The following is a 25575-nucleotide window of genomic DNA, read 5'->3' as shown; positions in this document are numbered from 1 at the left end:
AGGAACGATGCGTGTGGTGACGCCCTCAGCTACACAGACTACCGGCTGTCATCTCGTGGAGAATATTGCTACCCCGAGGTAGCGAGTATCTTCAGGGAGGTACAGCCGACAGTCTCAGTCCCGACTGGCCAGCAGTGCGGCCCCGAGCAGCGCCACGACGGCGACGGGAATCCCCATTCCGGGGCCGAAGGCCGACGACGGTGCGGGGCTGGTCGCGCGGATCGGTTCCTCGACCGGTTCGTCAGCCTCGTACTCCCAGACAGCGGTCTCGTTCCGAACGATATCAGCGTTCGAGGACGAGACGTCGGCGGGCATCGTCAGCTGGTACTCGACTGCGACGCCATCGCCGAAGGCCACGTCGGTATCCTCGTTCGCAGTGACGAACGTCCGGTCTTCGTACGTGACGTTGCCCCCGCTAGCGTTGACCGACACGTCGCTTTCCGGGCCGGGGTTCCAGTCCGTGAACGTCATCGAGAGCGTGACGTTCTCACCCTCAAGCTCTTGTTCGTACGTGTGATTCGCCATCCGACTGGTGTTCACGTCGGCCAGGAGATATCCTTCAACCGAGTCATAGCCCTCTTGCTGGGCCTGGCTCTGGAGGCCGTCGTACACCGACGGGGACATGTCGAGAGTCAGGTCGTACTCCGAAACTGTGCCGTCTCCGGCCACTGTCGAGTCAACCGTCGCCGTCACACAGCCGGAGAGGACGACGAGGGCAGCGAGACCGATCGCAGGGACAATCCGATTCATACCTCACCGAATCGGGTCAGATGGGATAAGCCTTGTTACCGGAGCCGATACGGCTCAATGTGTGAGGACCAGTAGCTGGTCGTCAGTCCGAACCAGACAGAAGGGGGACCCGGGGTCTCCGAAAGTGTTCGTCCGCTTTTCGCTGATAAAGAGCGTCTCGAACTCGTTGCCACAGGCCGGACAGGCGAACCCCTTCCGGTTCGACAGCGTCATCGTCCCGCGGTCGTCTTTCAGCAGCTTGAGTCCGTGTCGGTACTCGTGGACGTCGAAGCTCCCGCTGACGTCTAGCCGGTCCATGCGTGTGAAACGAGTGTCGGCCGTCTAAAACTCGTCGGCGATCTACACCAGGTTCGCGCCCATGTAGAGCACGACGACGAGGAAGATCCAGACGATGTCGACGAAGTGCCAGTACATCGACGCTGTCGAGACGGAGGTGTGCCGTTCAGCCGAGTACTGACCGTAGTACGCGCGGACGAAGACGATACCCAGAAGCACGGCCCCCATCGTGACGTGGAGGCCGTGGAGTCCCGTCAGACCGTAGAAGGCGGAGCCGTAGATGCCGCCACCGATGCTGAAGCCCTTGTGCACGATGAACTCGTAGTACTCGTACACCTGCCCGCCGATGAAGACGATGCCCAGCAGCAGCGTCGTGCCCAGCAGCTTCAGGAACCGGCTTCGGTTTCCGTTCCGGAGCGCGATGTGGCTGTAGTGAAGCGTCACCGAGCTGGCGATCAGAATCAGCGTGTTGACGATCACCAGCGAGCCGAACACCTCTGGCACTGCCGCCTGCGCCCAGACTTCGCCGCCACGCACGATGAAGTAGTACACGAAGCCAGCGCCGAAGGTGGCGATTTCGCTCCCGAGGAACAGGAGCATGGCGAACTTCAGCGTCTTGTCCGAGTGGTAGTCCGTCCCGCGTTCCCAGAAGTCGGAGACGAAGGCGTGATACAGCCAGCCGTAGATGCCGACGAGGAAGAGCCCGACGCTCCCGGCCATCGCGCCCGCCCCGACCGTCTGGCTAACAAGTGCGTTCTCGCCCATCGAAAGCACGAGCAGGGCCGCGCTGACGTAGATGCCCGAACCACCGATCGCCGTCACAAAGGGCCACCAGCTGGCCTCGCCGAACCCGTGGGGCCAGTCCTCCGTCGCCGGGAGGTGGTGCTCCCCGTGCCCGTCGTCCGCGTGTTCATCGGAGACACTCATACTAGGGCCCTTGCGAACGGAATACTAAAAGCCCATCCAATTCACTGCGGATTGGTCCGGTTCCGTCTCTGAATGGCCCGCCGGCATCCCGGAAGCTACACGGGGGCGAAGGCCCAACTGCCGACGATGACATCTGGGAGGCGTCGTACGGTCGCGCTGGTGGTGTGTGGGCTGGGCTGGCTGGCCGCGACGGGAACAGCGAGCGCACACGGCGGCAGTCTCGCCGGCGGCGGGCGCGAATCGCTGACGATACCGACGTGGCTCTTCCTGAGTACCGGTGGTGCGGCCGTCGGCGCGTCGTTCCTGCTGGCCTCGTTCGTCACCGACCGGGCGTTCGTCGAGCGCATCCACGACTGGGGGCGGCCGCTGTCGGGCGACTACGAGCGTGTCCTAAAGCTCGCCGGCCAACTCCTCGGGCTCGCCGGACTCGCCGCGGTGTTCGTCGTCGGCTTCCTCGGACCGACGAACGCCCGGACGAACCTCGCGATACTGCTCGTCTGGGTCGGCTGGTGGGCCGGGCTGGCGATGACGACATACCTCCTGGGCAACGCCTGGGCGACGCTCAATCCGTTCAAGACGCTCGCCGACCTCCTCCCGACGCTCGACCGCCCCTACCCGGCCCGCGTCGGATCGTGGCCCGCCGTCGGCGGCCTGCTCGTGCTGGTGTGGGTTGAGGTGGTCAGCCCGCTCGCCGACCAGCCGCGACTGCTCGCGTCGGTCGTCGCCGGCTACTCGGTGCTGACGCTCGCGGGCGCGCTCGTGTTCGGACCCGGGGACTGGTTCGCTCACGCTGACCCGGTGGAGCGGGTGTTCCGCTACTACGGTCGCTTTGCGCCCATCGGCCGCGACGAGGGGGGACTCCGACTTCGGCTCCCCGGAATGGACCTCTCGACGCCGCGGCTGGTCGACGGCCCCGACGAGGTGGCGTTCGTGGTCGCCCTGCTGTGGGTCACGACCTACGACGGGCTGGTCACGACGCCGGCCTGGCGGGACCTGACGACACCACTCGTCGATGCCGGCGTCCCGCCGCACCTCCTGTATCCGGTCGCGCTCGGGATCGGCTTCGCCGGCTTCCTCGGCGTGTATCGACTCGCGGTCCGGCTCTCCCGTGATATGTCGGACACGTATCTGGCTCCGGCAGTGCTCGCACAGCGGTTCGCGCCGCCGCTCGTCGCTATCGCCGTCGGCTACCACTTCGCGCACTACCTCGGGTACTTCCTCGTACTCGCACCTTCGCTGGCCGTCGCGCTCACGTCGCCGTTCGCGGACCCGGCAGTAGTGCCGACCATCGAACTACCGGATTGGTTCGGCGCGATTGCGCTCGCGTCGGTCATCGTCGGTCATCTGGTCGCTATCTGGGTGGCCCACGCCGCCGCGTACGACCTGTTTCCCGCACGACTACAGGCGATTCGGTCGCAGTACCCCTTCATCGCGGTCATGGTGTTCTACACGATGACAAGCCTCTGGGTCGTCTCTCAGCCGGAGGTGGCACTCCCCCATCTATGACTGACACAGCAACCCAGACGGCGGCTGATACGGCAGCGACAAGCACCGATGACGGAGCAGCCTACGACGTTCCGGCCGACGCCACAGCCTACACCTGTTCGTACTGCGGCCGGCCGTTCGCCCGCGAGTCCTGGCTCGCGCTCCACCGCGGCCTGGCCCACCCCAACGAACTCGACGACGAGGAGGTCGAGGCCTTCCGGGCGGCCCACGACGAGGAGGAAGAGTCGCTTTCGGCGTTCCGGCTGCAGGCGCTGGGCGCGCTCGTGCTCATTTACTTCGGCTTCCTGATGGTGTACGCGCTCGTCTAACCGACGCCGCTATCGTCCGCCCGATCTGGTGTCTCTGTTGGCTGGCAGACGGGAAGCGAAGCGTTGATGGGTCGCAGGTGACCAAACAGTGGGTATGGACCTTCGCGTTATCGACAAATCCGACACGGAACTCTCTATCGAGATCGCCGGTGAGGACCACACGTTCATGAACGTCATCAAGGGGGCGCTACTGGAGACAGAGGGCGTCACAGCGGCGACCTACGACGTGAACCCGGAACAGTCCGGTGGCCAGACGGACCCGGTCCTGACCATCAAAACTGAGGATGGCGTCGACGCGCTCGAAGCTCTCGAAGACGGGACTGACGCCGTCATCGAGAAGGCGGACAACTTCACTGACGCGTTCGAAGCCGCCGCGTAGTTCTAACAGAGTACGTACGTGACGAACACGCGTTCGTCCGGACCGACGTGGATATCGAGGCCGATCAGTCCGGCGTCCGACGTCCGAAGCCTGTTACCTCGCTCGATGTAACTGTCGACGAGCGCGGTCGCCAGCGCTGTCTCGTTCTCGAACTGGTCGAGTGACTGTGGCGTCCGGTCGTAGGCCACCTCGTAGCTGACCACGACTGGGCGGTCACAGGGGAGCGGGAACCGGGATACTCCCTCTCGCGTGGGCCGCTCCGCGTTGTCGTATCGCGCATCGACGCGGCCCTTGTTGTAGTAGGCCGCGGCGTCGTCGATGGTCGCGTTCCGCGAGACCGTTCCACCGCCGACGCCCGACCGCCGGACGTTGTACACGTCGACGTAGGTGTCCTCGACCTCGGCGAGCGAGAGCGAGTCGACGGTGTCGCCGCTGCCGGCAGGGGACGCGATCGACGGTGGGCCGGTGGGAGTTTCGGCGGCAAAGCCCGGCAACGTGATACCGCCCACAGCAGCGAGCACGATGAGGCCGAGCAGCAGTGCCACGGCGGCGTAGCCGATCGCGTACTTCGTTTCGAGCACGTCCAGCCAGCCGGTCTGTATCTCATCGAGCGGATCGTCCTCCGGCGGCCCCGTCCGCCGCTCGAAGTTACTCCCGCCACAGCGTTTGCACGGCGGGGAGTTCTTCTGGTGCTGGCGACCGCAGTCCAGACAGACCCACCTGGGCCCGCCCTCGACGACCGCTTCGTTGACCTGCGTCACGGCCTCCTCGAAGGAACCGTGCCCGCAGTTGTCACACGGCGGGTCGTCCTCCTCGTGGGGTTTGCCACACCATTCACACCGCCATTTCATTGTTGATTCTCCGTGTTGGGCGAATAAAACCTGCCCGATGCCAGGCCACAGTGCTGCGGTTCCGGGGAGACGTTCCCCCACGGTCGCTCGGTCACAGGCTGACTCATCGGGGCTGTTCGACCCCGTTGACGCCTGCTTCCAGGGACTGGGGTGGGCGTGACCGCTGACAGCGAGAACCGATATCGAACGCCGGGACGCGGGGAAAACCGAGGCGTCCGAGGCGACAGAAGAACTGCGTCATACAGAGATAATGACAGGAGTGGGTATTTAATATTGCTACCCTAAGTCGGAGGTGCGCTACAGTCGGACTGGAATCCCCTTGCTGTCGAGGTACTCCTTGGTCTCGGCGATAGAGTACTCGCCGAAGTGGAAGATGGAGGCAGCGAGACCGGCGTCCGCGCCGGCGTCGACGAACACTTCCTCCATGTCTTCCGGGCCGCCACAGCCCGAAGAGGCGATGACCGGGGTCGAGACGGTGTCACAGACGGCCTGCATCAGCGGGATGTCGTAGCCGTCTTTCGTTCCGTCGGCGTCGATGGAGTTGACAAACAGTTCGCCAGCACCGCGCTCCTCTGCCTCGGTGGCCCACTCGACGACGTCCAGCCCGGTTCCCTCGCGCCCGCCCTTGACGGTGCATTCGAACCAGCAGGACTCGCCGTCGACCTCGGTGTAGTACTCGCCCTCATCGTCGAAGCGACGGCGAGCGTCGACGGAGATGACGATACACTGGCTCCCGAAGGCCGCCGCGCCCTCGTTGATCAGGTCGGGCTCGGCGATAGCGCCGGAGTTGATCGACACCTTGTCCGCACCGGCCCGCAGCGTCTCTTTGATGTCGTCACGAGTGCGGATGCCGCCGCCGACGGTCAGCGGGATGAACACCTCGTCGGCCACGGCCGACACTGTATCGAGCATCGTCTCGCGGCCCTCGGCGGAGGCGGTGATGTCCAGGAAGACGAACTCGTCGGCGCCGGACTCGTTGTAGGCCTTGGCCATCTCTACCGGGTCGCCAGTGTACTCCAGGTCCTCGAAGTTGACTCCCGTGTACACCGCCGCGTCCCCGTTCTCGTCCACGTCGACGTCGATACAGGGGATGATCCGTTTCGTGAGCGTCATTCGATACCTGTGGGTTCGACGCAACGCCGTTTGACCGTTTCGACTGGTGCAAGTGTCTGGCCGAGCACGCAGTGACAATCCGACAGCTACACGTACGACGCACCAGAACCACCGCTTATGGCAGACGACCACCACGAGGAGGACCGGCCGGATTACGACCCCGAACACGTCGAACTGCCCGCGCGAGAACCGCCGCTTCGGTCGACGGCCCCACAGAGCCCGTTCACCATGTCGCAGGTCGGGACAGGGCTCGGCGTCCTGCTGGTCGGACTGGTGCTTACGTTCGGTATCGCGCTGGCGCTGGCCTGAGCAGGTCGGTATGACCACGTCGGCCGCCAGGGATATCATTTCTGATACTTCTGGGGAGAGTATATAGGTTTCCGCGCGAATAACTGTTGTACAATGTCGCCCCAGTCAGGCGCGAGTACAGCGGTCGCAACGGGAACGTCAGTGGCGACCGCTGGGACGCGCGCTGGCCGAGAGGCGACCAGCGCTGCTCGGGACCGACTGGACGCCGATCGGGTGGACTTCTGTCAGGTGTTTGCCAGTTCCGGGTTCGACCCCGAAGCCGTTCTGGCGGGCGTGAATGCGCTCGTCGACGACGAGACAGCCGTTGTCGGCTGCACGGCTGGCGGAACGTTCACTGAGGAGCGAACGATGGACGCCGGCGTGGCCGTCACGCTCGTTACCAGTGATTCGTTCCGGTTCGATACGGCCCTTGCCGCCGGTCTCAGCGAGAACACCCGTGGGGCTGTCAGAGATGCTGTCCGAGCGCTTCCCGAAGATATCGAGGAACCCTACCAGTCAGCGATCGTCCTCCACGACGGGCTGTCGGGCGTCGGTGAACAGTTGTCGCTGTCAGTCCAGCGACGGCTTGGCCCCTATGTCGAATTCGCAGGTGGGGCAGCGTCTGACGGTCTCCGGATGGAGTCGACACCAGTGTTTTGCGATGAGTCGGTTGTCGACGACGCAGTCGTTATCGTACTCGTCTCCGGCGAAAAGCGTCCGATCATTACCGTCAATCACGGCCACAGCCCCATCTCAGAGCCGTGGGAGGTAACCGAGGTCTCCGGGAACGTGGTTCACGAACTCGACGGTGAACCAGCGTTTGCGGTATGGAAAGACGCTGTTCGAGACCACGCTGTGGAGACATCGGGGGTAGCCGTCGACGACGTCCCAGTCGGGTCAGCGGCGCTCAGGAAGCTCATGGTCGAATACCTGTTCGGTATCGACCAGGGTGAAACCTACAAGATCCGCTGGCCCCGGACTGCGATTGAAGAGACTGGCGCACTGCAGTTTGCCGTCGATATTCCGGAGGGAACTGTCCTCCGCGTAATGCATGGCAACAAAGCTGACCAGATCGCGTCCGCCGAACAGGCTGCTGCCGACGCTGTCTCGCTGTGTGACGGTCCCATCGCTGGCGCGTTCGTCTACGACTGCGCGTGTCGTCAGATTCTCTTCGACGACGCGTTTTCGGCGACTGTCGATGGTATCACATCGACCCTGTCGGCCCCAGTTGCTGGGTTTGAGACGTACGGAGAGCTGTGTATGCAGGCCGGACAACTCAGTGGCTTTCACAACACGACAACGGTGCTCTTTGCACTGCCGGAGTAACAGATGAATCGAACAGGACTCGTCTCAAAGTTCGCAGAAACGGTCGGCATCGAGAAGGCGTCGGCTATCGTCGACGACGCGATGGCTGACCTGGGTATCAGTGGCGACACGGAGATAGACGACACGGATGCACAGGATATCTGTGATATAATCCAGCACAACAACGAGGGATACGTCGCACTCGTCGCGAGTGAACTCCGCGTGCAGCTGGCGGCACAGGAACGGTTTGACGCGCTCCTGGGGAACATCCCAAACCCGGCTGTCGTCGTCGAGTTTGAGCAGCGAGAACCGTACGTCAAGTCGATCAACGAAGCGTTCGCGGACACGTTCGGCTACGACCAGACGGATGCAGTCGGAACGGAGCTTCGGACACTCCTCGCGCCGCCCGGAGCCGACTCCGAAGTCATCAGGGCAGACTGGTGGGAACAGACCGGCCAGTCGGAGCAAGAGGTCAGGCGGACGACTGCATCAGGCGAGATACGGACCTACCTGTTCCGGAGTACCATCGTCACCCGTGACAGCAGCCAGCTGGAAGGGTACGGGATATACACCGACATCACTGAACGGAAGCGCCGCGAACAACAGCTGAAACACCAGAACGAGCGGCTTGACGAGTTTGTCAGTATCGTCAGCCACGACCTTCGGAACCCGTTGAACGTCGCATCCGGCCGCACCCACCTCCTGCTCGGCGACATCGAGGATGCGGCTGTTCGGGAGGGGTTACAGGAGGTCGCCGCGGCACACGAGCGGATGGCACGGATCCTCGATGACACGCTGACGCTCGCTCGTCAGGGGCGGGTCGTCGGAGAGACCACGAGCGTCTCCATCGAAGCCGTCGCAGCCGACGCGTGGCAACAGGTCGAAACCGGGGACGCAACGCTTACCATCGAAACCGACGCGACCATCGAGGCGGACGCCGAGCGCCTCCAGCAGCTATTCGAGAATCTCTACCGGAACGCCATCGAGCACGCGGGCGCGGAATGCACCGTCGTCGTTTCCGCGCCCGAGACACATGAGAACGGGTTCTCCATCGCCGACGACGGCCCCGGCATTTCACCGGACGACCGTGAGCTAGTGTTCGAACACGGCTACTCGACGAACTCGGACGGGACAGGGTTCGGCCTGTCGATCGTTCAGAGCATCGCCGAAGCGCACGGCTGGTCGGTCGCAGTCTCGGAGAGCGAGAGGGGCGGTGCGCGGTTCGATGTCCGCTGGTAATCAGGCCAGTTCGTCTTCGATGACCGACCGCAGGTCGGCGATGTCCGCAGCGTTGTACGCCATCGTCTCGTCGTTGACCGTAATATCGAGTCCGTTCGAGTCGTTCGCCTCGCCCAGTTCCGTCACTGGGGCGACGCCGTCGAAGGCCTCCCGGACCGCCGCCGGGTCGGTCGTCTCGAACACGACCCGGCCGGGCCGCTCGTTGAACAGGAGTCGAGCCGGGGTACCGTGCTCGGTGGTCCCGATTCCGACCGACGCACCGGCGTCCTCGTGGACCATCTCGGCCAGCGTTACCGCGAGGCCGCCGTGGCTCACGTCGTGGCTCGCCAGTACGTGGTCGGCGTCGGCGACCTCGACAATCGTCTCGACAACGTCCGTTGAGTCCGCCGGGAGGGCGGGGAAGCGGTCGGTCCCGCCGAACTGCGCGGTGTACTCGGAGCCGCCGAGTCGCGGGTCGGCCTCGCCTTCCAGCGCGGTGTCACCGACGACGACGAGCGTTCCCTCGCCGGACAGCGACAGCGGCGGGGCATCGTAGCCCTCCTTGACGCCGACCAGCGCGAGCGTCGGTGTGGGGGGAATCGGTCCGTCCTGGGAATCGTTGTACAAGGAGACGTTCCCCCCGACCACCGGCACGTCAAGGTCGCTGCACATGTCCGCCAGGCCGTCGACAATGCCTTTGAAGCCGCCGTACACGTCAGGCTTCTCGGGGTTGCCGCCGTTCAGACAGTCCACAGCCGCATGGGGTGTCGCGCCCTTCGCGGCGACGTTCGTGGCGTTTTCCAGCGCGACGGCGCGTGCACCTTCGTACGGCGCGGCGTCGGTCCAGTTGGGGTCCGCGCCGGCAGAGAACGCCAGTCCGGTCCCGGCCTCACGGATGGCGAGCAGTGCGGCGTCGTCGCCGGGCAGGACGCTCGTGCGGACCTGCACCTCGTGGTCGTACTGGCGGTACACCCACCGCTTCGAGGCGCAGTTCGGGCTGCTGACGATCTCCTCGAAGGCTTCCTCCAGCGCGACCGTTGGCAGGTCTCGTTCCTCTCTCGGCGGCGCGTCGCTGGGCAGGTCGTTCATCGGCGCGCCCTCACCGAGGAACTCCGCGTCCACGTCGACGACCGTCTCGCTGTCTCGCGGGCGCTGCCCGCTCGACTTGTCCGAGACAGCTGTCTCGCTCCCCTCGAACGTACAGACGTAGTTCGTGCCCGGCTCGGTGAGTTCGCCGATGACCGAACAGCCGAGGTCGTATCGCTCGGCGAGTTCGGCCACGCGGTCGACGTTCTCCGGCGCGACCTCGTACACCATCCGCTCCTGGCTCTCTGCGAGGAGAATCTCCATGGCGTTCATGTTCGGTTCACGCTGGTGGACGCGGTCGAGTTCGATACGTGCACCGAGGCCGCCCTTGGCGACCAGTTCGGACGACGCGCCGCCGAGGCCAGCGGCCCCAAGGTCGCGGGCCGACTCGACGAGTTCCTCGTCCAGCAGCGCCTCGTTGCACTCGACGAGTAGCTTCTCCGAGTACGGGTCGCCGACCTGCACGGCCGGTCGGTCCTCCGTTTCAGCGTCCTCCGCGAGGTCCTCGCTGGCGAAGGACGCCCCGCCGAGCCCGTCTCGCCCCGTCGCGTTGCCGACGAGAACGAGCTTGTTGCCCGGCTTCTGGGCCTCGGCGGTGATGGTCCGCTCGGGCTCCAGCAGGCCGATACAGGACACGTTCACGAGCGGGTTCCCCTCGTAGTCGTCGTGGAAGGCGACGCTGCCGGCCACTGTCGGGACGCCGATGCAGTTCCCGTAGTGGGAGATGCCCTCGACGACGCCCTCGAAGAGATAGCGGGAGTGCTCACGGTCGAAATCGCCGAAGTACAGACAGTCAGCCAGCGCGATGGGGTAGGCCCCCATCGACAGCGTGTCGCGGACGATCCCGCCCACGCCGGTCGCTGCCCCGTCGAACGGGTCGACGTAGGACGGGTGGTTGTGGGACTCGACGCCCATCGTGATGTACATCTCCTCGCCGTCGCCGTGGGACGGCAGGGAGACGACGGCTGCGTCGTCGCCGGGGCCGATGACGACCTGATCGCCTTCGGAGTCGAACGCCGACAGCAGGGGGCGAGAGGAGCGATACGCGCAGTGTTCGCTCCAGAGGTTCTCGAAGAGAGCGGCCTCCGCCCGTGTCGGCTCCCGACCGATCTCCTCGACCACGAGTTCGTGGTCCGCGTCGGACAGGCTCATTACCTCCTCGTGGCCGCCCACAAGATAAGTCCCTTTCCATGCACCCGCGCTGGCAGGACGCGAACGTCCGGCAGCACACAACTCGCACCTGTCGAGGCGAGCGCCTGTTCAACAACCCGACACACCGTCCATAGCTGAGACTCACAGCTGAATACGAGTGGGCACCGGCATCGGCTATGGACTTTCAGGAGGGACAATATTGGTCTTTAGAATAGCTATCCCGCGTACAATTACCTCAAAATCTCTGGAGAGCCCATATCTCTCTCCTTTTCAAATCAGATAACTGGCCCTCGCAGTATATATGGCCGCTAGCCATACCCGAATGCAGTATGGGTGCTGCCGACGGTGACTGGCTGACGCTGGAAGGGAGTTCTTTCTCCGGCCGGTCCTTCTCCAGCGTGTGGGCGGTGGCGCTGGCGACCTACGGCGTCGGGGACGTGGTTACCACCATCGCCATCGTCTATTTCGTGCCGACGTTCACCGAGGCGAATCCCGCGATCCGGTGGGCGATCCAGTCGTTCGGCGGCGGCGGCTTCCTCGGCCTCAAACTCCTCGTGATATACTGCTGTCTCGGCGTGAGCATCTGGGGCGGCGTGCTCGAAGAAGACCCGTTGCTCTACTACGGTCCGCCGGTGCTTCTGACAGTGATGGGGCTCGCCGTGACCGGGTTCAACCTCAATCTGCTGTTTTCCTGAGGAACCGCCGTTTTACTGCCGGACTATTCAGCCGTCGCGTTGCCCGCGGTGGTCCCGTCCGACTGGTTGTTAGCCGGAGTCTCTGTCGGAGTTTCGGACAGGAGCGCGCTCGGCGGTGGGGAGGCACTGCCGCCGCTTTCGGTCGAAGTGGCGTCAGTTCCGTCCGGTGTCGACTCCGTCGGGCTTGGCGTCATCTCGGTGGCGGGCTCAGAAGTCGCGTCGCTGTTGTCGGTGAGACCGAGGGTCCCAACGCCAGCACCGACGACGGCGAGTAAAACGAGAAGGACCAGTCCCAGAAGCCGCTTGTTGTAGGTTCCGTCCGCATCCCGAAAGATATCGCTATCCATCTCGGCTCCGCCTCCGGCGGGCCGCGACGCCGCACTGTAAGTACTCCGATACCATCGTTTTTTGATAGGTTGTTGCTTTCTGTCGTGGAGGGACCCTCCACTATCCCACCAAGCCACCGATATCCCACCCAGTCGGCTCAGCTTACGATATGTCGCCCAGCAAACCGTATAACGTTTTCCATGTACTCAGCCGTCAGAACGGCACGCTCTCGTCGGACGATTCGTCCGCATCGTCCGTCCGGAGTTCACCGGTTTTCCGGTACCGCGTTTCGAGTTGCTGGAGTTTGTCGTTGATACTCGTACTCTGGTGGTGGCCAGGGCTCACGCGGACGCGGACAAGGTCGTACTCGTGGCGGTCCGACAGCCCGTTCCAGGCGCGAAACGCGCCGACAGTCAGCGTGTCGCTCTGGGGGCAGAACTCGGTCGTCGGCGTGAACTCGGCTCGCAACACGCTCCTGTCGTCCGTCTCACGGCCGTAGCGGAAGCCCGCGTCCGGGTGCCGATGGTCGAGGTTCAGCCGTGCGAGGTTGTACCCGAAAGTCATGTCGTACACGCCGCGCTCGTCGAACAGGTCCATCGTGAGTCGGTGGAACGCGGCGTGGTCGGTGCCGGTCAGTACTGCTGTCTCAGACAGGAACGGGCCGGGGTCAGGGTTGTGTTCGGGAACGAACGTCCCGTAGCTATCGAACCCGACGTCTGAGCCGCCACGGAGGCCGGAGAGAAGGCTCATACTGAATCGAACGGGCGGCATCCATCAGGACCTACTCCCGAACGTGTTCGGGGGAACCCCCTCACCGACGCCCGGCGAACGCTCAGGTGATGCCAGCAACCACACTCGACCTGCGCGAGACGCCGCCGCCGGAGCGACACTCGAAGATACACGACTCCTTCGAGGCGCTGTCCTCAGGGGAGACGCTTCGGATTATCAACGATCACGAGCCAAAGCCGCTGTTCTACGAGATGCAAGCCGAGGTCGAGGCGTTCGACGCGGCGAATTATCGGTGCGAGCAGGACGGCCCACAGAAGTTCGTCGCCGACCTTCCGAAACAATGAGCGAATCTACCGTCACAGAAACGGAGCGAGCAACGCTCGACGGCGACGGGGACGGCCGGACGAGGTTGTTCGACGGGGAGCCAAAGACCATCCGGTTGACACTCGATGCGGGCGAGTCGATTCCGGCCCACAAGCATCCCGGTCGGGACATCGTGTTCCTCCTCCGTTCGGGCGCCGTGGACCTGACGCTCGGCGACGAGACGGTGTCGCTCTCTCCCGGCGACGTCGTCCGGTTCGACGGTGACCAGGACATCTCCCCCGCCGCAACGGCGGACAGCGAGGCACTGCTCGTTTTGGCGTCGTCGGAGTAGGCTCACTCGAACAGGGAAATCGCGGTTTCGATCCGCTCGTCGTCCGCACTCCTCGCCGCGTCCTGTAGAGTTGCCCGGGGGACGGCGAGCAATCGGTCGACGAGCCGTTCGCTCAGTTTTTCGACCGCAAGCTGCTGGTCAGCCGTCAGTTCACCGTCCTGCTGTAGCTGTGACAGCGTCCGTTCGAGTTGCTCCCGCTGAATCTTCGCACCACGGCTGTCGATACGAGCGATCGCTTCTTCGACGTCGACAGGCGGCTCCGTGTTCTGATTCATCTGTGCCAGATGACTGTCACTGTCGCGTCGTCGGTCTCAACACTTTCGTACTCGTATCCTCTGTCCTCGAGTTTCGGGTAGAGGTGCTGTGGGGCGCGGTCGTTGAACTGGACGAGGACGATGTCGTCGTCAAGGTCCGCAAGCCGCTCTAGTGTCTGCTTGAGCGGCTTTGGCGGCCCCAGCGACTGCACATCGAGGCGTTCCGTCGGCGCGTCACCGGGCGCACCGGTTTCCGAAATCAGGGCCGCGATCTGCTCTGTTGGCTGGTGGTTCGACGTCATGTGTTCGCGTTCGGTTGTGAACGGGCCGACCCTTTCCCCGAACATATTCGGCCTCAGTGCCAGCAGGGACAAGGTCGTACTACACAGCAATGAGCGGAATACCTGCCGACGTGGACGCAGACGCCGCCCCGCCGATGACGGTCCCGCTGCGTCATTTCGTCGTCGCGCTGGCGTTTCTGGTCGCCGGTGTCACCGTCGGCGTCGTCGAGGGTCGGGCCGGCCACCTCGCACAGGTCCACCTCCTGCTCGCGGGGTGGGTCTGTCTCACCATCATGGGCGCACTGACGCAGTTCGTCCCGGTCTGGTGTGGCATCGAACTCCACTCGCGCCGCCTCGCTGCAGCGCAGTTACCACTCGCGGCGGTCGGGTTCGCGGGTCTGGCGGCTGGCTTCCTGACAGCAACCCCTGCCCTGCTACCGGTCGCCGGCGCGTTCGCGCTGATCGGCGTCTGGACGCTCTGTTACAACATCGGACGGACGCTACTCGCTGCGGAGCCCGACGTCACGGCGATTCATTTCGGCTGGGCACTGGTGTTTTTCGCCCTCGTGACGGCCGCCGGGATAGTGTTGGCGCTGGATCACGCTGCCGGCGTCCTCCCGATTTTGGGAATCGGCCGGCAGGGGCTCTTGCTGGCCCACGGGACACTCGCCGTGTTCGGTGCTGTCCTGACGACTGTCGCGGGTGCACTGGCACAGCTCGCCCCGATGTTCACGCAGGCCGACACAGGCAGGGTCGATGCAGCGGTCCAGCGGGCGGAGACGGCCGTCTATCCGTTCGGCGTTCTTGCGCTCGCCGGCGGTCGCCTAGTTGGGTCACCCGTTCTGGCCCGGTTCGGCGCAGTTCTCGTCGCTGCTGGCCTTGGCGTGGTGGCGGTGCTCTTGGCGCGACAGCTCGTCGGGGCGCGTGTCGAGTGGTCCCCGATGTTGACCCGATACAGCGTCGCAGCGCTGTCGCTGTTTCTCTGGGCCGGACTGACGGTGGTCGCGTGGTGGAACGACCCGCTGGCGTACGCCGGGCTGCTCGGTCAGCCGTCGACGGTGCTGCTCGTCGGCGGCGTCGGCTTCGTCGTCCTCGGGACGCTGTATCACGTCGTCCCGTTTATCGTCTGGGTCCACCGGTACAGCGACCGCCTCGGCTTCGAGGACGTGCCGATGGTCGATGACCTGTACGACCACCGAATCGCGGCAATAGATGGTGTGGCGCTGACAGTTGCGTACGGCCTCCTCGTGAGCAATCAGTGGCTCGAGACACCGGACGGCACGGCGTTAGTCGCCGGGGCGCTCGCGTTTTTCGGGACTGTCCTGTTCGCGGGGAACCTCGTCGCCGTCCTCGTCGAACACAGCCCGCAATCGCTACCAACACTCCTGACCGGTCGTGGACGCACGCCCGCCGAGGACTCGTAACTCAGTTCGTCGTGGTCGGCTGGTCAGTATACACCGAGTAGGTCAGAATAAAGAACCCAGAAGCGGTGAACAGTTCTTCGACAGTGACGCTCTGTGCGACCGGCATGCCGACGAACTGGTGGAGGCTGCCGCCGAGTATTGCACCCAGTGTGACGAACCCGATACCGAGACAGAGCGCTCGCATCGCCGGTGCCCGAGTGCGGCGGTATGCGCGGTATGTCAACGTCGTCAGTATCACACCGCAGAACAGCGTGACTGTCTTCATCCCGATTAACAACACTGCGTTCGCTCCAAGCATGGCTCTGATTGACACGTCCTGATAAATATACCGTCCGTAGCGTTTCCAGTCGGTGAGAATACCAGTGTCACGACACGATACGGACCAGTTGCCCGCTCCGGCCGAAATCGAGAAGCGAGAGGCGACGAGATTGCTGCGCGGGTACGTCGCGTGGTCACTACCGAACGTACAGCGAGTACAGGATGATACCCAGGCCGATGGCCGTCAGTGAACTCGACGTGAAGACGCTCACGGAGAGCAGTTGCTGACCGAGATACCTGCCGACAACGATATCGAGAACGCCACCAATAAATGCGCCAAGGGTCACCACACCGAACCCGTAGGTGAGCCACTTGTGCTGGGGGCTTTTCGTCCGGCTGTACGCCTGATACGAGTAGTACGTAATCAGTCCGCCAAGAATGAGGATCAGTGTCTTCGAGACGACGATGCCGACCTGTGAACTTGGAATGTGTACCATGGTTATGTCTCCTTTCGCACCTCGGACCAGAGGTTTTCGAGCCGTTGGTCCGGCGTCCGAGCGCGGTGTGAGATGTCGACGGTGAGCGACAGTTCCTCGTCGAGACTGATGACGACCTCCTCGAAGTCGATCGCGTACCGGCTCGCGTGTTGGCCGTCCGACCGGACTTCGACGCCCTCGTACAGCAACGAGGACTCCGTCAGTAGTTCGAGCTTTCGGTAGGTCGTCGATAGCGGTACGCCGCTCCGGTCGGATATCTCGCTCGCCGTCAACGGTTCCTCCAGTACGCTGACAATGGCGCGACAGTCCTCGTCGTCGAGTGCGTCGAGGACCGTCTGTAACTCCGGCGTCTCCTCGTCAGCGAAGGGGTCCCGGACCATCCTTGCTCGACACTGCCCGCCCAAGACGTTTAATGTAACCGACTTGGGAGCGCTTACCGCCCGACACAGCCGACGTTTGCGCCACACAGCACGCAATATATGGGGGACTTATCTGTAACCGTTCGTTCGTTCCCAGCAACTGAGAACGCTTCTGTCGGTCTGAGAACTCCCTTCGGGGGTTTATACTGTGGTGTCTTATCCACAGTTGCTTATGGAAGACCAGATTGGCGCACCCGGATCGGGCATCTCCCGTCGTGACTTCGTGAAAGCCTCCGGCCTCGGTGGCACGGTCGCGCTTGCGGGCTGTACCGCCCCGGGTGAGGTTCCGACCGAAGAGTCAGTTGACACCAGCACAACTCCAGCACAATCCGACAGCGACCTCCCGACCACGTCGCCGCCTGAGATCGTCAACGTCGACGAACAGGGTGGCGAAGTGACGCTCTCCTCTGTCCCGGCCAAGCACGAGGCCCATCCCGGCGAGTCGATGGGCGGCCCGGTCGAACTGCCAAAGGTGTGGGCGTTCAAGGCCGACGACGGCGAACCGAGCGTTCCGGGACCGATTCTCCGGACGACGGAAGGCGAGGACATGGAGGTCACCTTCGACAACACGGACGGCATGCGCCCGCACACGGTCCACTTCCACGCCGTCCAGAAGCAGTGGGAAGACGACGGCGTCCCGACGACGACGGGCATCCGCATCGACCCCGGCGAGAAACACACCTACACGATCCCCGCGAACGTGACGGGCACGCATCTCTATCACTGCCACTACCAGACTCACCGCCACATCGACATGGGGATGTACGGCATCTTCCGCGTCGACCCGAAGGGCTACGAACCGGCCGACAAGGAGTACTTCATGACGCTGAAGGAGTGGGACTCCCGACTCAACCGTCAGATGGCCGGCATGGACGCCAGCTACGATGTTCGCAACCGTCGCCCCGATACGTTCACGGTCAACGGCAAGTCCGCGCCGCGGACGCTGCATCCCGAGGACGGCTCGCCGATCATCGTCGAGCAGGGCGACACGGTGCGTATCCACATGTGTAATAACGGGTACATGGACCACCCGATGCACATTCACAACCACCGGTTCCAGGTGACCCACAAGGACGGCGGGAAGATTCCGGAAGCCGCCCGCCACGACCAGGACATCACCAGCATCCCGCCCGCCGGTCGGCACACTATCGAGTTCGAGGCCGACGCCGACCCCGGCATCTACCTCGCGCACTGTCACAAGGTCAGCCACGCGATGAACGGGACCTCCTACCCCGGTGGGATGATCACCGGTGTCGTCTACAAGGAGGCGATGGACACCGACATCTTCAAACAGCTGATGGACTACGCCGGCTACGAAGCGTAAGACGGCGTTTCGATAGGCTGCGTGAGTTGATTGGTCTTTTCGCGGGACATCTCGGCTACATTCGAATAGCAGACTTTCCTTTTAAGCCACGCAGGCACGACCCGTTAGTAAATCAGATACTGCTATACCAAAATTCGGAGTTCGGCTATTGCGACCACTTCCGGCAGCCACGAGCAACTCGACTGTGACCGCTATCCTCCAGTCTCACTCTGTGCTTGCACAGCTCCCGCCCAGCGTCTGGACGGCAAACGCTGTATTCCAATCGAACTGAAACGCCGTTGACCGAGTGGTTCCCAGTAGCTGAGAACACGCTAGTCCCGTTTTTCTTGGGGAGTCTAACAGAGGGGTATGGAAGAGTTCGACCACGAGGTAGACGCCCCGCGCGGCGCAACGAGTCGCGAGTGGGAGGTGTTCGTCCGCGAGGACACGGCGGACCCGCTCACCCACGTCGGCAGTGTCAGCGCGCCGTCCGCCGACATCGCCAGAGAGCAGGCAGCGTCGCTGTTCGCGCGGACGGCCGTCACACTGTGGTTGTGTCCTGCCGACGAGACGCACCGCTACCAGACGGACGAGGCGACGCTCGGAACGGGGAACGCGGGGGACGACGCCACTATGAGCGTCGACGAGATGGAGTCGGAGACGCTCCGGGGTGAAAACCGATGATTTCGGTCTCGAAACTGCTCTGTGACCTCGACGCTGAGGGGGACGGCCTCCGGTACGACGCGGCCAACGAGTCGACCAAACGCCAGATCCGGGACGAGAAGCAGCGCCGGCCCGTCGTCGTCTGGAACGTCACCAAGCAGTGCAACCTCTACTGTGATCACTGCTATGCTGCCGCCGACACCGAAATCGCCGACGGGGAGCTCTCGACCGCGGAGGGGAAAGCGCTGCTCGATGACCTGGCCGACTACGGCGCGCCGGTGGTGCTGTTCTCCGGCGGCGAGCCGCTCGTCCGGCAGGACCTCGAAGAACTGGTCGCCTACGCGAACGAGGTCGGCGTCCGACCGGTGCTTTCGACCAACGGGACGCTCATCACCGAAGAGCGCGCCCGGTCGCTCAAGGACGCCGGGCTGAAATACGCTGGCGTCTCAGTCGACGGGCTGCCGGAGCGAAACGACGACTTCCGCGGGGTCGACGGCGCGTTCGAGGGCGCGGTTCAGGGGATAGAGAACTGCCTCGACGCGGGCCTGAAGACCGGACTCCGGTACACGATCACCGAGCGCAACGCCGCGGACCTGGAGGGCGTCGTCGACCTGCTGACCGACGTGGGCGTGGACCGCTTCTGCTTCTACCACCTGGACTACGGCGGCCGCGGGACCGAGATTGTCGACGCCGATCTCACGCCCGAGGACCGCCGGCAGGCGGTGAAGCGAGTCTGTGACATGACTCGCGAGTACCACGACCGCGGCGAGGAGATCGAGACGCTACTGGTCGGTAACTACGCCGACGCGGCCTACCTCGTCGAGTACGCCCGCGAGCACATGAGCGAGGCACAGGCCCAGCGGGTGTACGAGTACCTGCGGGTCAACGGCGGGGACCCGACCGGCGAACGCGTCGCCGACGTGGACTATCAGGGCAACGTCCACCTCACGCAGTTCTGGCAGGGGTACTCGCTGGGGAACGTCCGCGACCGCTCGTTCGGCGCTATCTGGGAGGACGAGTCGAACCCGCTTCTGACGGCACTCCGCAACCGCGAAGAGCACCTCACGGGGAAATGCGCCGACTGCCGCTACGCCGAGGTCTGTCGCGGCGGGTCCCGGCTCCGGGCGCTCACCGTGGAAGACGACCTGTTCGCCCCGGACCCGCAGTGTTACCTGGAAGACGAGGAGATCCACGGGTCGCCGCCGTTCGACACCGGTGAGCGCTCGGTGGCGAGCGGGAGCTCGGCCGACTGAGTCGGCAGCGTCTAACCCCATTTTAATCCCCACCAAGCTGAGGGGGCTCACTCATTCCTGCACACCAGTAATTGCAACATGCGACCGTCGATTGACGGTCGTATCGTCGGGAAGCACACGCTCAGTCTCGTGGGACAGATGGGCGTTCTTCGGGCACTCGGCCGCCTTGGACACGGCGGCCGGTTTGTTCTCTGTGAGAACGGGGGCGGACCGGGGCGTTTTTGCCCTGCCCCCCGTTATCGATACCTGTGCAGTCGGTTGAGCTACACGCGCACTCGTCGCTGTCGTACGACGGCCGGGACCCGGTCGAGCTCCTCTTAGAGCAAGCCAGCGCCGTCGGACTGGACGCGCTGGCCGTGACTGACCACGACGAAATCGACGCCAGCCTCCGGGCGGCCGAACTCGCCCCGGAGTACGGCCTCGTCGGGATTCCCGGGATGGAGGTCACATGTGCCGCCGGACACGTCCTCGCTCTGGGGATTCAGGAGGCGATTCCGCCACACCTTCCGTTCGAGGAGACGCTCGACCGCATTCGCGATCAGGGGGGACTCGCAGTCGTCCCACACCCGTTTCAGGAGTCCCGCCACGGCGTGCTGGAACACATCTCGAAGGCCGAACTTGCGACCGCCGATGCTATCGAAGTGTACAACTCGCGGCTGTTGACCGGACGGTCGAACCGGCAGGCCGAGCGGTTCGCCCGTCGCAACGGGTTGCCGATGACCGCCGGCAGTGACGCCCACATCGCGGAGATGGTCGGGCAGGCAGTCACCAACGTCGGCACGGACGAACGAACGGCCGACGCGATTCTCGACGCCATCCGCCAGGGCGAGACGACTGTCGAGGGCAAGCGGACGCCGTGGCGGATTAGCTTCCGGCAGGCCGCCGGCGGGGCGAAGCGACGCGTCAAGAACGGCATTGCGGAACTACTGCAGTGATGCAGGGAGCTGACCCAGATACCGTCGCCGACGCCCTCGACAGCGGCGACGCGCTGCCGGGAAGCGGCGGGTTCGCGGGCGAACTGGACGGAACGCTCCTCCGGGACGTTCTCGGGCGATACCCGCTGTTCGTGGAGCGGACTGTTTCTGACGGGGAGCCTCTCGACCCCGGGCAGTGGAGCCGCGACCCGACCGCGCTGGCCGATCCGCGGTTGTTCCCCGCCGGTCATATTCGGGACGACAACGGGACCCGGCAGCGGTGGTCGCTCCCGACGCCCGACCCGTTCAGCGACCGCGAGACAGCCATCAATCGGGTTCGCGAGGCTGTCGAGACGAGCATCGACGCCGTCGACACTGATTCTCTCGCTATCGCGTTCTCAGGCGGTGTGGACTCGGCGCTGCTCGCGGCTCGTCTCGACGCGCCGCTGTACGTCGCGGGCTTCCCGGACAGTCACGACGTTGAGGCCGCTCGGTCGGCCGCCGACCTGCTGAGGACCGAGGTCCGTGTGGTCGAACTGACTCACGAGGCTATCGAGCGGGCGGTCCCCGAAATCGCACACGCCACCGGTCGAACCAACGCCATGGCGGTCCAAATTGCGCTCCCGCTGTATCTCGCCGCGGAACGGGTCGCCGCCGACGGCTTCGACCGGCTGGCGCTCGGCCAGGGAGCCGACGAGCTGTTCGGTGGCTACGCAAAAGTCGCAAAGGCCCCCGAGGACCCCCGCGTAGAAGCCGACACCGTCCGCGGGGCACAGCGGGAGGTCATCGGCTCGCTCCCCGACCAGTTGGAGCGGGACGTGCTCGCACTGCGGGCCGCCGGCGTCGAGCCGGTGACACCGCTGTTACACGACCGCGTTGTCGAGGCCGCGCTCCGACTGGACGGCGAGCTGCTCGTGGACGGCGAGACGCGGAAGGTCGCGCTCCGGGCGGCAGCGCGCGGATCACTCCCCGACGAGATCGCAAACCGGGACAAGAAGGCCGCACAGTACGGCTCACTCGCCGCCCGGGAACTGGACCGTCTGGCCCGACAGGCCGGCTACAAGCGCCGGATGGACGACCACGTCACGCAGTACGTCGAGTCGCTCGTGGAATGACACGGGCGGTGTCCTTGCAGTCAGCCCCGTGAATAATAATATGTAATTAGGTTTTAGTGTGCGGCGTCGATAGTTGTTCTCGAATGATAGGTGTTCGATGTGAACGCCGCCCCAGCGAATCCCTGGCAGTACAGTGGGGTGGGCCGTAATGACACAACACCGGCGGTCAGTCGTCAAAGCCGTGAGCTACCGACTATTCGCGACCAGCGTCGTGTTCGGCATCGCCTTCCTGTTTACCGGTGAACTCGGGTCGTCTGCGAAAATCGGGCTTTCAGCGGCGGCTGCTAAGACAGTCCTGTACTACGTGTGGGAACGACTCTGGGCGAACATCGACTGGGGAGTCAGTGAGGCGTAAGTCACTCGCCGACAGCACCGATTGCCTGCTGGCCGACCTCGAGGACGTCTGCCGGGAGTTCATCGCTCCGATTCTGTAGGTCATTAGCAGAGAACCATTCCCAGTCCTCGGCCGGCTGTTCGCCCGGCCCCGGCGCGATATCGCGGGTATCCGCCCGGCCGTAGAAGATGAAGTCGATGTGTTGGTGGCCGACCTCGCCTTCGGCGTTGACGTTGATATCCTCAAGCAAGAAGTGCTGTGGCTGGGGCATCGACTGGACCGTTTCGCTTTCGATGTCCTGCTGTGGGGCAATGAGGGCCACGTCGAGGCCCAGTTCCTCGCGCGTCTCGCGGAGCGCGGCCTCGTGGGGGAGTTCGTCGCGGTCGATGTGGCCGCCGGCGGGCAGCCACATGTCGAGCTTACTGTGTTCGTGGAGCGCGACACAACCCTCGCTAACGACGTAGACGGTTGCGACAAAATGCCGAGTAGTTTCCATACCGACGGCACGGCACAGTCGGTGGTTTAGGTTACGATACCGGTTACGGGTGGATGTTGTCCTCAGCTTCCAGCAGTTCGTGGTAGCGGTTGCGGATGGTGACCTCGGAGATATTGGCCACTTCGCTGACCTCGCTCTGAGTTACCTTCTCGTTGGTGAGCAGCGAGGCGGCGTACACCGCAGCGGCGGCGAGGCCGACCGGCGACTTCCCGGAGTGGACGCCCTCTTGCTTGGCGTTCTGGAGCAGCTGGCGGGCGCGCCGTTCGACCTCCTCGGAGAGGTCGAGGTCCGACGCGAACCGCGGGACGTAGCTCTCGGGGTCTGCCGGCTGGATTTCGAGGCTGAGTTCGCGGACCACGTAACGATAGGTCCGGGCGATTTCGTCTTTCTCGACGCGGGAAACGCCGGCAATCTCATCGAGCGACCGCGGCGTCCCGGCCTGTCGCGCGGCGGCGTACAGCGACGCCGTCGAGACGCCTTCGATGGAGCGGCCGGGCAGCAGGTCCTCGTCCAGTGCGCGACGGTAGATGACGCTGGCCGTCTCGCGGACGTTCTCGGGCAGTCCGAGGGCACTCGCCATGCGGTCGATTTCGCCGAGGGCCTGTTTGAGGTTGCGCTCCTTGGAGTCGCGGGTACGGAACCGCTCGTTCCAGGTGCGCAGTCGCTGCATCTTCTCGCGCTGGCGCGAGGACAGGGAATTGCCGTACGCGTCCTTGTCCTGCCAGCCGATGTTGGTCGAGAGGCCCTTGTCGTGCATCATGTTCGTCGTCGGCGCACCGACACGGGATTTCTCGTCTTTCTCCTTCGAATCGAACGCGCGCCACTCGGGACCGGGGTCGATCTCGTCCTCCTCGACGACCAGCCCACAGTCCTCACACACCGTTTCACCGCGCTCGCTGTCGGACAGTAACGACCCGTTACACTCCGGACAGACGAGCGTCTCCGACTCCTCTTCGTCCGTCTGCTCTGTCTCCGTCTCGCGCTCGTTCGAGTATCGGCGGATGCTGGTATCGGTCATTTGTTGGGGGTGGGACAACCGGGTATCGTACCCGAAAAACGTGTTGTAGCCTACTGTTGTATCTACGGCGACTTAAAACTTTTGTCCGTTTCAGAAGTCCAATTTTCCGAAGGGGAAACAAGAGTTGGCAATTCTTGTGTATTCGCTTCCACAATTATTAACTATGCTATATATCTGCCCGGTGTTTCGAAACGCTTACCGCGCATCCAGCACTCCGGCCCGACATGAGCGACCCCGCCGTCGATCCCGAGGAGGTCCGGCACGTCGCCGACCTCGCCCGTGTCGACCTCGCAGACGACGAGATCGAGCGGTTCACCGAGCAGTTTGGCGACATCCTCGACGCGTTCGAAGCGCTCGACGACGTCCCAGAGACAGAACGGGAGGCTGACCTCTCGAACGTGATGCGCCCCGACGAGACACGCGAGAGCCTCTCGCAGGAGGACGCGCTCCGGAACGCCAGTGATACCGAAGAAGGGCAGTTCAAAGGGCCGAAGGTGTCGTAGATGACGGCGTACAACGGCTACATCACCGACGAGACCATCGAGGGCGCGGACGACGGCCCGCTGGCGGACAAGACCGTCGCGGTCAAGGACAACATCTCCACCGAGGGCGTCCGGACGACCTGCGGTTCGGCGATGCTCGAAGACTACGTCCCGCCGTACGACGCAACGGTCGTCGAGCGCCTGAAAGACGCCGGCGCGACCATCCCCGGCAAGACGAACATGGACGAGTTCGGGATGGGGACGACCACCGAGACGTCGGCGTTCGGGCCCGTTGAGAACCCCGTCGCCGAGGGCCGGGTGCCGGGCGGTTCCTCCGGTGGCTCGGCCGCTGTCGTCGCCGCTGGCGACGCTGACCTCGCACTCGGCAGCGACACTGGCGGCTCTATCCGCTGTCCGGCCGCCTTCTGTGGCGTCGTCGGTATCAAGCCGACCTACGGGCTGGTTTCCCGATACGGCCTCGTCGCCTACGCCAACAGTCTCGAACAGATCGGCCCCATCGCACCCACGGTCGAGGACGCCGCGGAACTGCTGGATGTCATCGCCGGGCCGGACGAACACGACGCGACGACGCAGGAAGCGCCCGAGAGCGACGGCTCCTACGCGGCGGCCGCCGACGGCGACGTCGACGGACTCTCTATCGGCGTTCCGACGGAACTGCTCGACGGGGCCGACGAGGATGTCGTCGAGACGTTCTGGGCGGCGATGGACGACCTCGAAGCACAGGGTGCGAGCTACCACGAGGTCGACCTCCCCTCCGTCGAACACGCTGTCGAGGCGTACTACGTCATCGCGATGTCCGAGGCCTCCTCGAACCTCGCGCGGTTCGACGGCGTCCGGTACGGGCAGTCCGGCGGCTACGACGGCAACTGGAACGAGTCGTTCGCGAACGCCCGTGAGGAAGGCTTCGGCGAGGAGGTCAAGCGTCGGATTCTCCTCGGAACCTACGCCCTCTCGGCGGGCTACCACGACAAGTACTACAAGAAGGCGCAGGACGCCCGCGCGTGGGTCAAACAGGACTTCGATGAGGCGCTTGAGGACGCCGACGTGCTCGCCTCACCCACGATGCCCGTGCCGCCGATGAAACGCGGCGAGAGTTTGGACGACCCGCTCACGATGTATCTGGCCGACGCCAACACGACCCCGGTGAACCTCGCGAACCTCCCGGCCGTCTCCGTCCCCGCCGGCGAAACCGACGACGGGCTACCTGTGGGGCTGCAACTGGTCGGCCCGGCGTTTGGTGAACGCGAAATAATTCGGGCCGGCAGCGCGCTGGCCTGA

33 protein-coding genes are annotated in these 25575 nt (G+C 64.2%); 18 read left to right on the top strand and 15 right to left on the bottom strand.

Annotation, left to right across the window (positions count from 1 at the left end; translation table 11 throughout):
* Positions 1–114: 114 nt before the first annotated feature.
* Genes SG26_RS02375 through SG26_RS02365 form a run of 3 tightly spaced genes read right to left on the bottom strand, consistent with a single transcriptional unit; the run spans position 115 to position 1953 of the window.
* Positions 115–750 carry a PGF-CTERM sorting domain-containing protein gene (locus SG26_RS02375; RefSeq protein ID WP_050036742.1) on the bottom strand — a complete coding sequence of 212 codons (636 nt, stop codon included), beginning with the start codon at positions 748–750 and terminating at the stop codon, positions 115–117.
* 54 nt (positions 751–804) lie between these two features.
* The gene (locus SG26_RS02370; protein ID WP_004957007.1) at positions 805–1047 is read right to left on the bottom strand and encodes a hypothetical protein; all 243 of its coding nucleotides are present in this window, start codon (positions 1045–1047) and stop codon (positions 805–807) included.
* A gap of 42 nt (positions 1048–1089) precedes the next feature.
* Positions 1090–1953, bottom strand: a complete 864-nt coding sequence (locus SG26_RS02365; RefSeq protein ID WP_014040736.1) for a heme-copper oxidase subunit III — start codon at positions 1951–1953, stop codon at positions 1090–1092.
* A gap of 159 nt (positions 1954–2112) precedes the next feature.
* Here SG26_RS02365 and SG26_RS02360 point away from each other — a divergent pair, with 159 nt between their 5' ends.
* The 3 genes from SG26_RS02360 to SG26_RS02350 all read left to right on the top strand — a co-directional run bounded on the left by SG26_RS02360 (position 2113) and on the right by SG26_RS02350 (position 4146).
* Positions 2113–3459, top strand: a complete 1347-nt coding sequence (locus SG26_RS02360; RefSeq protein ID WP_079980793.1) for a hypothetical protein — start codon at positions 2113–2115, stop codon at positions 3457–3459.
* Positions 3456–3767 carry a C2H2-type zinc finger protein gene (locus SG26_RS02355; protein WP_050036740.1) on the top strand — a complete coding sequence of 104 codons (312 nt, stop codon included), beginning with the start codon at positions 3456–3458 and terminating at the stop codon, positions 3765–3767. Before SG26_RS02360 ends, SG26_RS02355 begins: the two co-directional genes overlap by 4 nt.
* Positions 3768–3861: 94 nt before the next feature.
* Positions 3862–4146, top strand: coding sequence for a DNA-directed RNA polymerase subunit L (locus SG26_RS02350; protein ID WP_050036739.1), 285 nt, complete (start codon positions 3862–3864; stop codon positions 4144–4146).
* 2 nt (positions 4147–4148) lie between these two features.
* Here SG26_RS02350 and SG26_RS02345 read toward each other — a convergent pair whose 3' ends face one another.
* Both SG26_RS02345 and hisF read right to left on the bottom strand, forming a co-directional pair.
* Positions 4149–4997: a hypothetical protein gene (locus SG26_RS02345; protein WP_050036738.1), complete on the bottom strand. Its 849-nt coding sequence runs from the start codon at positions 4995–4997 to the stop codon at positions 4149–4151.
* Between the two features lie 297 nt (positions 4998–5294).
* Positions 5295–6110 carry an imidazole glycerol phosphate synthase subunit HisF gene (hisF, locus tag SG26_RS02340; RefSeq protein WP_008313157.1) on the bottom strand — a complete coding sequence of 272 codons (816 nt, stop codon included), beginning with the start codon at positions 6108–6110 and terminating at the stop codon, positions 5295–5297.
* A 117-nt stretch (positions 6111–6227) separates the two neighbouring features.
* Here hisF and SG26_RS02335 point away from each other — a divergent pair, with 117 nt between their 5' ends.
* From SG26_RS02335 to SG26_RS02325, 3 genes are all read left to right on the top strand, one after another.
* Complete coding sequence (locus SG26_RS02335) at positions 6228–6419, top strand: hypothetical protein (protein ID WP_004591771.1); 192 nt, start codon at positions 6228–6230, stop codon at positions 6417–6419.
* 93 nt (positions 6420–6512) lie between these two features.
* Positions 6513–7724, top strand: coding sequence for an FIST signal transduction protein (locus SG26_RS02330; RefSeq protein ID WP_050036737.1), 1212 nt, complete (start codon positions 6513–6515; stop codon positions 7722–7724).
* Positions 7725–7727: 3 nt separating this feature from the next.
* On the top strand, positions 7728–8942 hold the full coding sequence (locus tag SG26_RS02325) for a HAMP domain-containing sensor histidine kinase (protein WP_050036736.1): 1215 nt from the start codon (positions 7728–7730) through the stop codon (positions 8940–8942).
* Here the strand turns inward: SG26_RS02325 and purL are convergent, their stop codons facing one another.
* Positions 8943–11159: a phosphoribosylformylglycinamidine synthase subunit PurL gene (purL, locus tag SG26_RS02320; RefSeq protein WP_050036735.1), complete on the bottom strand. Its 2217-nt coding sequence runs from the start codon at positions 11157–11159 to the stop codon at positions 8943–8945.
* A 329-nt stretch (positions 11160–11488) separates the two neighbouring features.
* On the opposite strand from purL, the gene SG26_RS02315 reads away from it, so the two are divergent.
* Complete coding sequence (locus SG26_RS02315) at positions 11489–11854, top strand: hypothetical protein (RefSeq protein ID WP_008313166.1); 366 nt, start codon at positions 11489–11491, stop codon at positions 11852–11854.
* 23 nt (positions 11855–11877) lie between these two features.
* On the opposite strand, the gene SG26_RS02310 is transcribed toward SG26_RS02315, so the two are convergent.
* Together SG26_RS02310 and SG26_RS02305 are read right to left on the bottom strand one after the other, a co-directional pair.
* Positions 11878–12201, bottom strand: coding sequence for a hypothetical protein (locus SG26_RS02310; protein WP_008313168.1), 324 nt, complete (start codon positions 12199–12201; stop codon positions 11878–11880).
* 193 nt (positions 12202–12394) lie between these two features.
* Positions 12395–12931: a hypothetical protein gene (locus SG26_RS02305; protein WP_008313170.1), complete on the bottom strand. Its 537-nt coding sequence runs from the start codon at positions 12929–12931 to the stop codon at positions 12395–12397.
* 89 nt (positions 12932–13020) lie between these two features.
* Between SG26_RS02305 and SG26_RS02300 the strand changes: the two genes are divergently transcribed.
* Together SG26_RS02300 and SG26_RS02295 are read left to right on the top strand one after the other, a co-directional pair.
* The gene (locus SG26_RS02300) at positions 13021–13254 is read left to right on the top strand and encodes a DUF2249 domain-containing protein (protein WP_008313171.1); all 234 of its coding nucleotides are present in this window, start codon (positions 13021–13023) and stop codon (positions 13252–13254) included.
* Positions 13251–13565, top strand: coding sequence for a cupin domain-containing protein (locus SG26_RS02295; protein ID WP_014040731.1), 315 nt, complete (start codon positions 13251–13253; stop codon positions 13563–13565). Before SG26_RS02300 ends, SG26_RS02295 begins: the two co-directional genes overlap by 4 nt.
* Before the next feature lie 2 nt (positions 13566–13567).
* Here SG26_RS02295 and SG26_RS02290 read toward each other — a convergent pair whose 3' ends face one another.
* Both SG26_RS02290 and SG26_RS02285 read right to left on the bottom strand, forming a co-directional pair.
* Positions 13568–13840 (bottom strand): glutamyl-tRNA reductase, encoded by a 273-nt coding sequence (locus tag SG26_RS02290; RefSeq protein ID WP_014040730.1) that lies wholly within the window; start codon positions 13838–13840, stop codon positions 13568–13570.
* A complete protein-coding gene (locus SG26_RS02285; protein ID WP_014040729.1) occupies positions 13837–14121 on the bottom strand; it encodes a DUF2249 domain-containing protein in 285 nt (94 codons plus the stop codon). Before SG26_RS02285 ends, SG26_RS02290 begins: the two co-directional genes overlap by 4 nt.
* 89 nt (positions 14122–14210) lie before the next feature.
* On the opposite strand from SG26_RS02285, the gene SG26_RS02280 reads away from it, so the two are divergent.
* Positions 14211–15524 (top strand): hypothetical protein, encoded by a 1314-nt coding sequence (locus tag SG26_RS02280; protein WP_050036734.1) that lies wholly within the window; start codon positions 14211–14213, stop codon positions 15522–15524.
* 1 nt (position 15525) lies between these two features.
* Here the strand turns inward: SG26_RS02280 and SG26_RS02275 are convergent, their stop codons facing one another.
* From SG26_RS02275 to SG26_RS02265, 3 genes are all read right to left on the bottom strand, one after another.
* Entirely contained in the window at positions 15526–15822 is a 297-nt protein-coding gene (locus SG26_RS02275; protein WP_050036733.1) for a hypothetical protein, read from the bottom strand.
* A 157-nt stretch (positions 15823–15979) separates the two neighbouring features.
* Complete coding sequence (locus tag SG26_RS02270) at positions 15980–16279, bottom strand: hypothetical protein (protein WP_014040726.1); 300 nt, start codon at positions 16277–16279, stop codon at positions 15980–15982.
* 2 nt (positions 16280–16281) lie between these two features.
* Entirely contained in the window at positions 16282–16659 is a 378-nt protein-coding gene (locus SG26_RS02265; protein WP_004591803.1) for a helix-turn-helix domain-containing protein, read from the bottom strand.
* Positions 16660–16870: 211 nt separating this feature from the next.
* Here SG26_RS02265 and SG26_RS02260 point away from each other — a divergent pair, with 211 nt between their 5' ends.
* The 6 genes from SG26_RS02260 (at position 16871) to SG26_RS02235 (ending at position 22301) form a co-directional block, all read left to right on the top strand.
* Positions 16871–18022, top strand: a complete 1152-nt coding sequence (locus SG26_RS02260) for a multicopper oxidase domain-containing protein (protein ID WP_014040725.1) — start codon at positions 16871–16873, stop codon at positions 18020–18022.
* 348 nt (positions 18023–18370) lie between these two features.
* On the top strand, positions 18371–18685 hold the full coding sequence (locus SG26_RS02255; RefSeq protein WP_014040724.1) for an Htur_1727 family rSAM-partnered candidate RiPP: 315 nt from the start codon (positions 18371–18373) through the stop codon (positions 18683–18685).
* Complete coding sequence (locus SG26_RS02250; protein WP_014040723.1) at positions 18682–19917, top strand: TIGR04347 family pseudo-SAM/SPASM protein; 1236 nt, start codon at positions 18682–18684, stop codon at positions 19915–19917. The genes SG26_RS02255 and SG26_RS02250 overlap by 4 nt, the downstream gene beginning before the upstream one ends.
* Positions 19918–20165: 248 nt before the next feature.
* Positions 20166–20852, top strand: coding sequence for a PHP domain-containing protein (locus SG26_RS02245; RefSeq protein ID WP_014040722.1), 687 nt, complete (start codon positions 20166–20168; stop codon positions 20850–20852).
* Complete coding sequence (locus SG26_RS02240) at positions 20852–21946, top strand: asparagine synthase C-terminal domain-containing protein (protein WP_050036732.1); 1095 nt, start codon at positions 20852–20854, stop codon at positions 21944–21946. The genes SG26_RS02245 and SG26_RS02240 overlap by 1 nt, the downstream gene beginning before the upstream one ends.
* A 148-nt stretch (positions 21947–22094) precedes the next feature.
* Complete coding sequence (locus SG26_RS02235; RefSeq protein WP_050036731.1) at positions 22095–22301, top strand: DUF2061 domain-containing protein; 207 nt, start codon at positions 22095–22097, stop codon at positions 22299–22301.
* Between the two features lies 1 nt (position 22302).
* Here the strand turns inward: SG26_RS02235 and SG26_RS02230 are convergent, their stop codons facing one another.
* Positions 22303–22776: an NUDIX hydrolase gene (locus SG26_RS02230; RefSeq protein ID WP_050036730.1), complete on the bottom strand. Its 474-nt coding sequence runs from the start codon at positions 22774–22776 to the stop codon at positions 22303–22305.
* Between the two features lie 43 nt (positions 22777–22819).
* Positions 22820–23794, bottom strand: a complete 975-nt coding sequence (locus SG26_RS02225) for a transcription initiation factor IIB family protein (protein ID WP_008313196.1) — start codon at positions 23792–23794, stop codon at positions 22820–22822.
* A gap of 224 nt (positions 23795–24018) precedes the next feature.
* Here SG26_RS02225 and gatC point away from each other — a divergent pair, with 224 nt between their 5' ends.
* Together gatC and gatA are read left to right on the top strand one after the other, a co-directional pair.
* Complete coding sequence (gene gatC / locus SG26_RS02220) at positions 24019–24297, top strand: Asp-tRNA(Asn)/Glu-tRNA(Gln) amidotransferase subunit GatC (RefSeq protein ID WP_008313198.1); 279 nt, start codon at positions 24019–24021, stop codon at positions 24295–24297.
* Positions 24298–25575, top strand: a complete 1278-nt coding sequence (gatA, locus tag SG26_RS02215) for an Asp-tRNA(Asn)/Glu-tRNA(Gln) amidotransferase subunit GatA (protein ID WP_050036729.1) — start codon at positions 24298–24300, stop codon at positions 25573–25575.

The sequence above is a fragment of the Haloarcula sp. CBA1115 genome, assembly GCF_000827835.1.
Lineage (GTDB): Archaea > Halobacteriota > Halobacteria > Halobacteriales > Haloarculaceae > Haloarcula > Haloarcula hispanica.
The sequence above is the reverse complement of the archived record's forward strand: the minus strand, read 5'-3'. Positions and strand labels throughout refer to the sequence as shown.

Coding starts and splice junctions, on each gene's coding strand:
- SG26_RS02240 (WP_050036732.1), top strand. CDS start 20,852: ATGCAGGGAGCTGACCCAGATACCGTCGCCGACGCCCTCGACAGCGGC.
- hisF (WP_008313157.1), bottom strand. CDS start 6,110: ATGACGCTCACGAAACGGATCATCCCCTGTATCGACGTCGACGTGGAC.
- SG26_RS02370 (WP_004957007.1), bottom strand. CDS start 1,047: ATGGACCGGCTAGACGTCAGCGGGAGCTTCGACGTCCACGAGTACCGA.
- gatA (WP_050036729.1), top strand. CDS start 24,298: ATGACGGCGTACAACGGCTACATCACCGACGAGACCATCGAGGGCGCG.
- SG26_RS02235 (WP_050036731.1), top strand. CDS start 22,095: ATGACACAACACCGGCGGTCAGTCGTCAAAGCCGTGAGCTACCGACTA.
- SG26_RS02375 (WP_050036742.1), bottom strand. CDS start 750: ATGAATCGGATTGTCCCTGCGATCGGTCTCGCTGCCCTCGTCGTCCTC.
- SG26_RS02260 (WP_014040725.1), top strand. CDS start 16,871: ATGGAAGACCAGATTGGCGCACCCGGATCGGGCATCTCCCGTCGTGAC.
- SG26_RS02315 (WP_008313166.1), top strand. CDS start 11,489: ATGGGTGCTGCCGACGGTGACTGGCTGACGCTGGAAGGGAGTTCTTTC.
- SG26_RS02280 (WP_050036734.1), top strand. CDS start 14,211: ATGAGCGGAATACCTGCCGACGTGGACGCAGACGCCGCCCCGCCGATG.
- SG26_RS02365 (WP_014040736.1), bottom strand. CDS start 1,953: ATGAGTGTCTCCGATGAACACGCGGACGACGGGCACGGGGAGCACCAC.
- SG26_RS02300 (WP_008313171.1), top strand. CDS start 13,021: ATGCCAGCAACCACACTCGACCTGCGCGAGACGCCGCCGCCGGAGCGA.
- gatC (WP_008313198.1), top strand. CDS start 24,019: ATGAGCGACCCCGCCGTCGATCCCGAGGAGGTCCGGCACGTCGCCGAC.
- SG26_RS02310 (WP_008313168.1), bottom strand. CDS start 12,201: ATGGATAGCGATATCTTTCGGGATGCGGACGGAACCTACAACAAGCGG.
- SG26_RS02350 (WP_050036739.1), top strand. CDS start 3,862: ATGGACCTTCGCGTTATCGACAAATCCGACACGGAACTCTCTATCGAG.
- SG26_RS02355 (WP_050036740.1), top strand. CDS start 3,456: ATGACTGACACAGCAACCCAGACGGCGGCTGATACGGCAGCGACAAGC.
- SG26_RS02230 (WP_050036730.1), bottom strand. CDS start 22,776: ATGGAAACTACTCGGCATTTTGTCGCAACCGTCTACGTCGTTAGCGAG.
- purL (WP_050036735.1), bottom strand. CDS start 11,159: ATGAGCCTGTCCGACGCGGACCACGAACTCGTGGTCGAGGAGATCGGT.
- SG26_RS02345 (WP_050036738.1), bottom strand. CDS start 4,997: ATGAAATGGCGGTGTGAATGGTGTGGCAAACCCCACGAGGAGGACGAC.
- SG26_RS02335 (WP_004591771.1), top strand. CDS start 6,228: ATGGCAGACGACCACCACGAGGAGGACCGGCCGGATTACGACCCCGAA.
- SG26_RS02330 (WP_050036737.1), top strand. CDS start 6,513: ATGTCGCCCCAGTCAGGCGCGAGTACAGCGGTCGCAACGGGAACGTCA.
- SG26_RS02265 (WP_004591803.1), bottom strand. CDS start 16,659: ATGGTCCGGGACCCCTTCGCTGACGAGGAGACGCCGGAGTTACAGACG.
- SG26_RS02255 (WP_014040724.1), top strand. CDS start 18,371: ATGGAAGAGTTCGACCACGAGGTAGACGCCCCGCGCGGCGCAACGAGT.
- SG26_RS02275 (WP_050036733.1), bottom strand. CDS start 15,822: ATGCTTGGAGCGAACGCAGTGTTGTTAATCGGGATGAAGACAGTCACG.
- SG26_RS02225 (WP_008313196.1), bottom strand. CDS start 23,794: ATGACCGATACCAGCATCCGCCGATACTCGAACGAGCGCGAGACGGAG.
- SG26_RS02250 (WP_014040723.1), top strand. CDS start 18,682: ATGATTTCGGTCTCGAAACTGCTCTGTGACCTCGACGCTGAGGGGGAC.
- SG26_RS02295 (WP_014040731.1), top strand. CDS start 13,251: ATGAGCGAATCTACCGTCACAGAAACGGAGCGAGCAACGCTCGACGGC.
- SG26_RS02325 (WP_050036736.1), top strand. CDS start 7,728: ATGAATCGAACAGGACTCGTCTCAAAGTTCGCAGAAACGGTCGGCATC.
- SG26_RS02305 (WP_008313170.1), bottom strand. CDS start 12,931: ATGAGCCTTCTCTCCGGCCTCCGTGGCGGCTCAGACGTCGGGTTCGAT.
- SG26_RS02290 (WP_014040730.1), bottom strand. CDS start 13,840: ATGAATCAGAACACGGAGCCGCCTGTCGACGTCGAAGAAGCGATCGCT.
- SG26_RS02285 (WP_014040729.1), bottom strand. CDS start 14,121: ATGACGTCGAACCACCAGCCAACAGAGCAGATCGCGGCCCTGATTTCG.
- SG26_RS02270 (WP_014040726.1), bottom strand. CDS start 16,279: ATGGTACACATTCCAAGTTCACAGGTCGGCATCGTCGTCTCGAAGACA.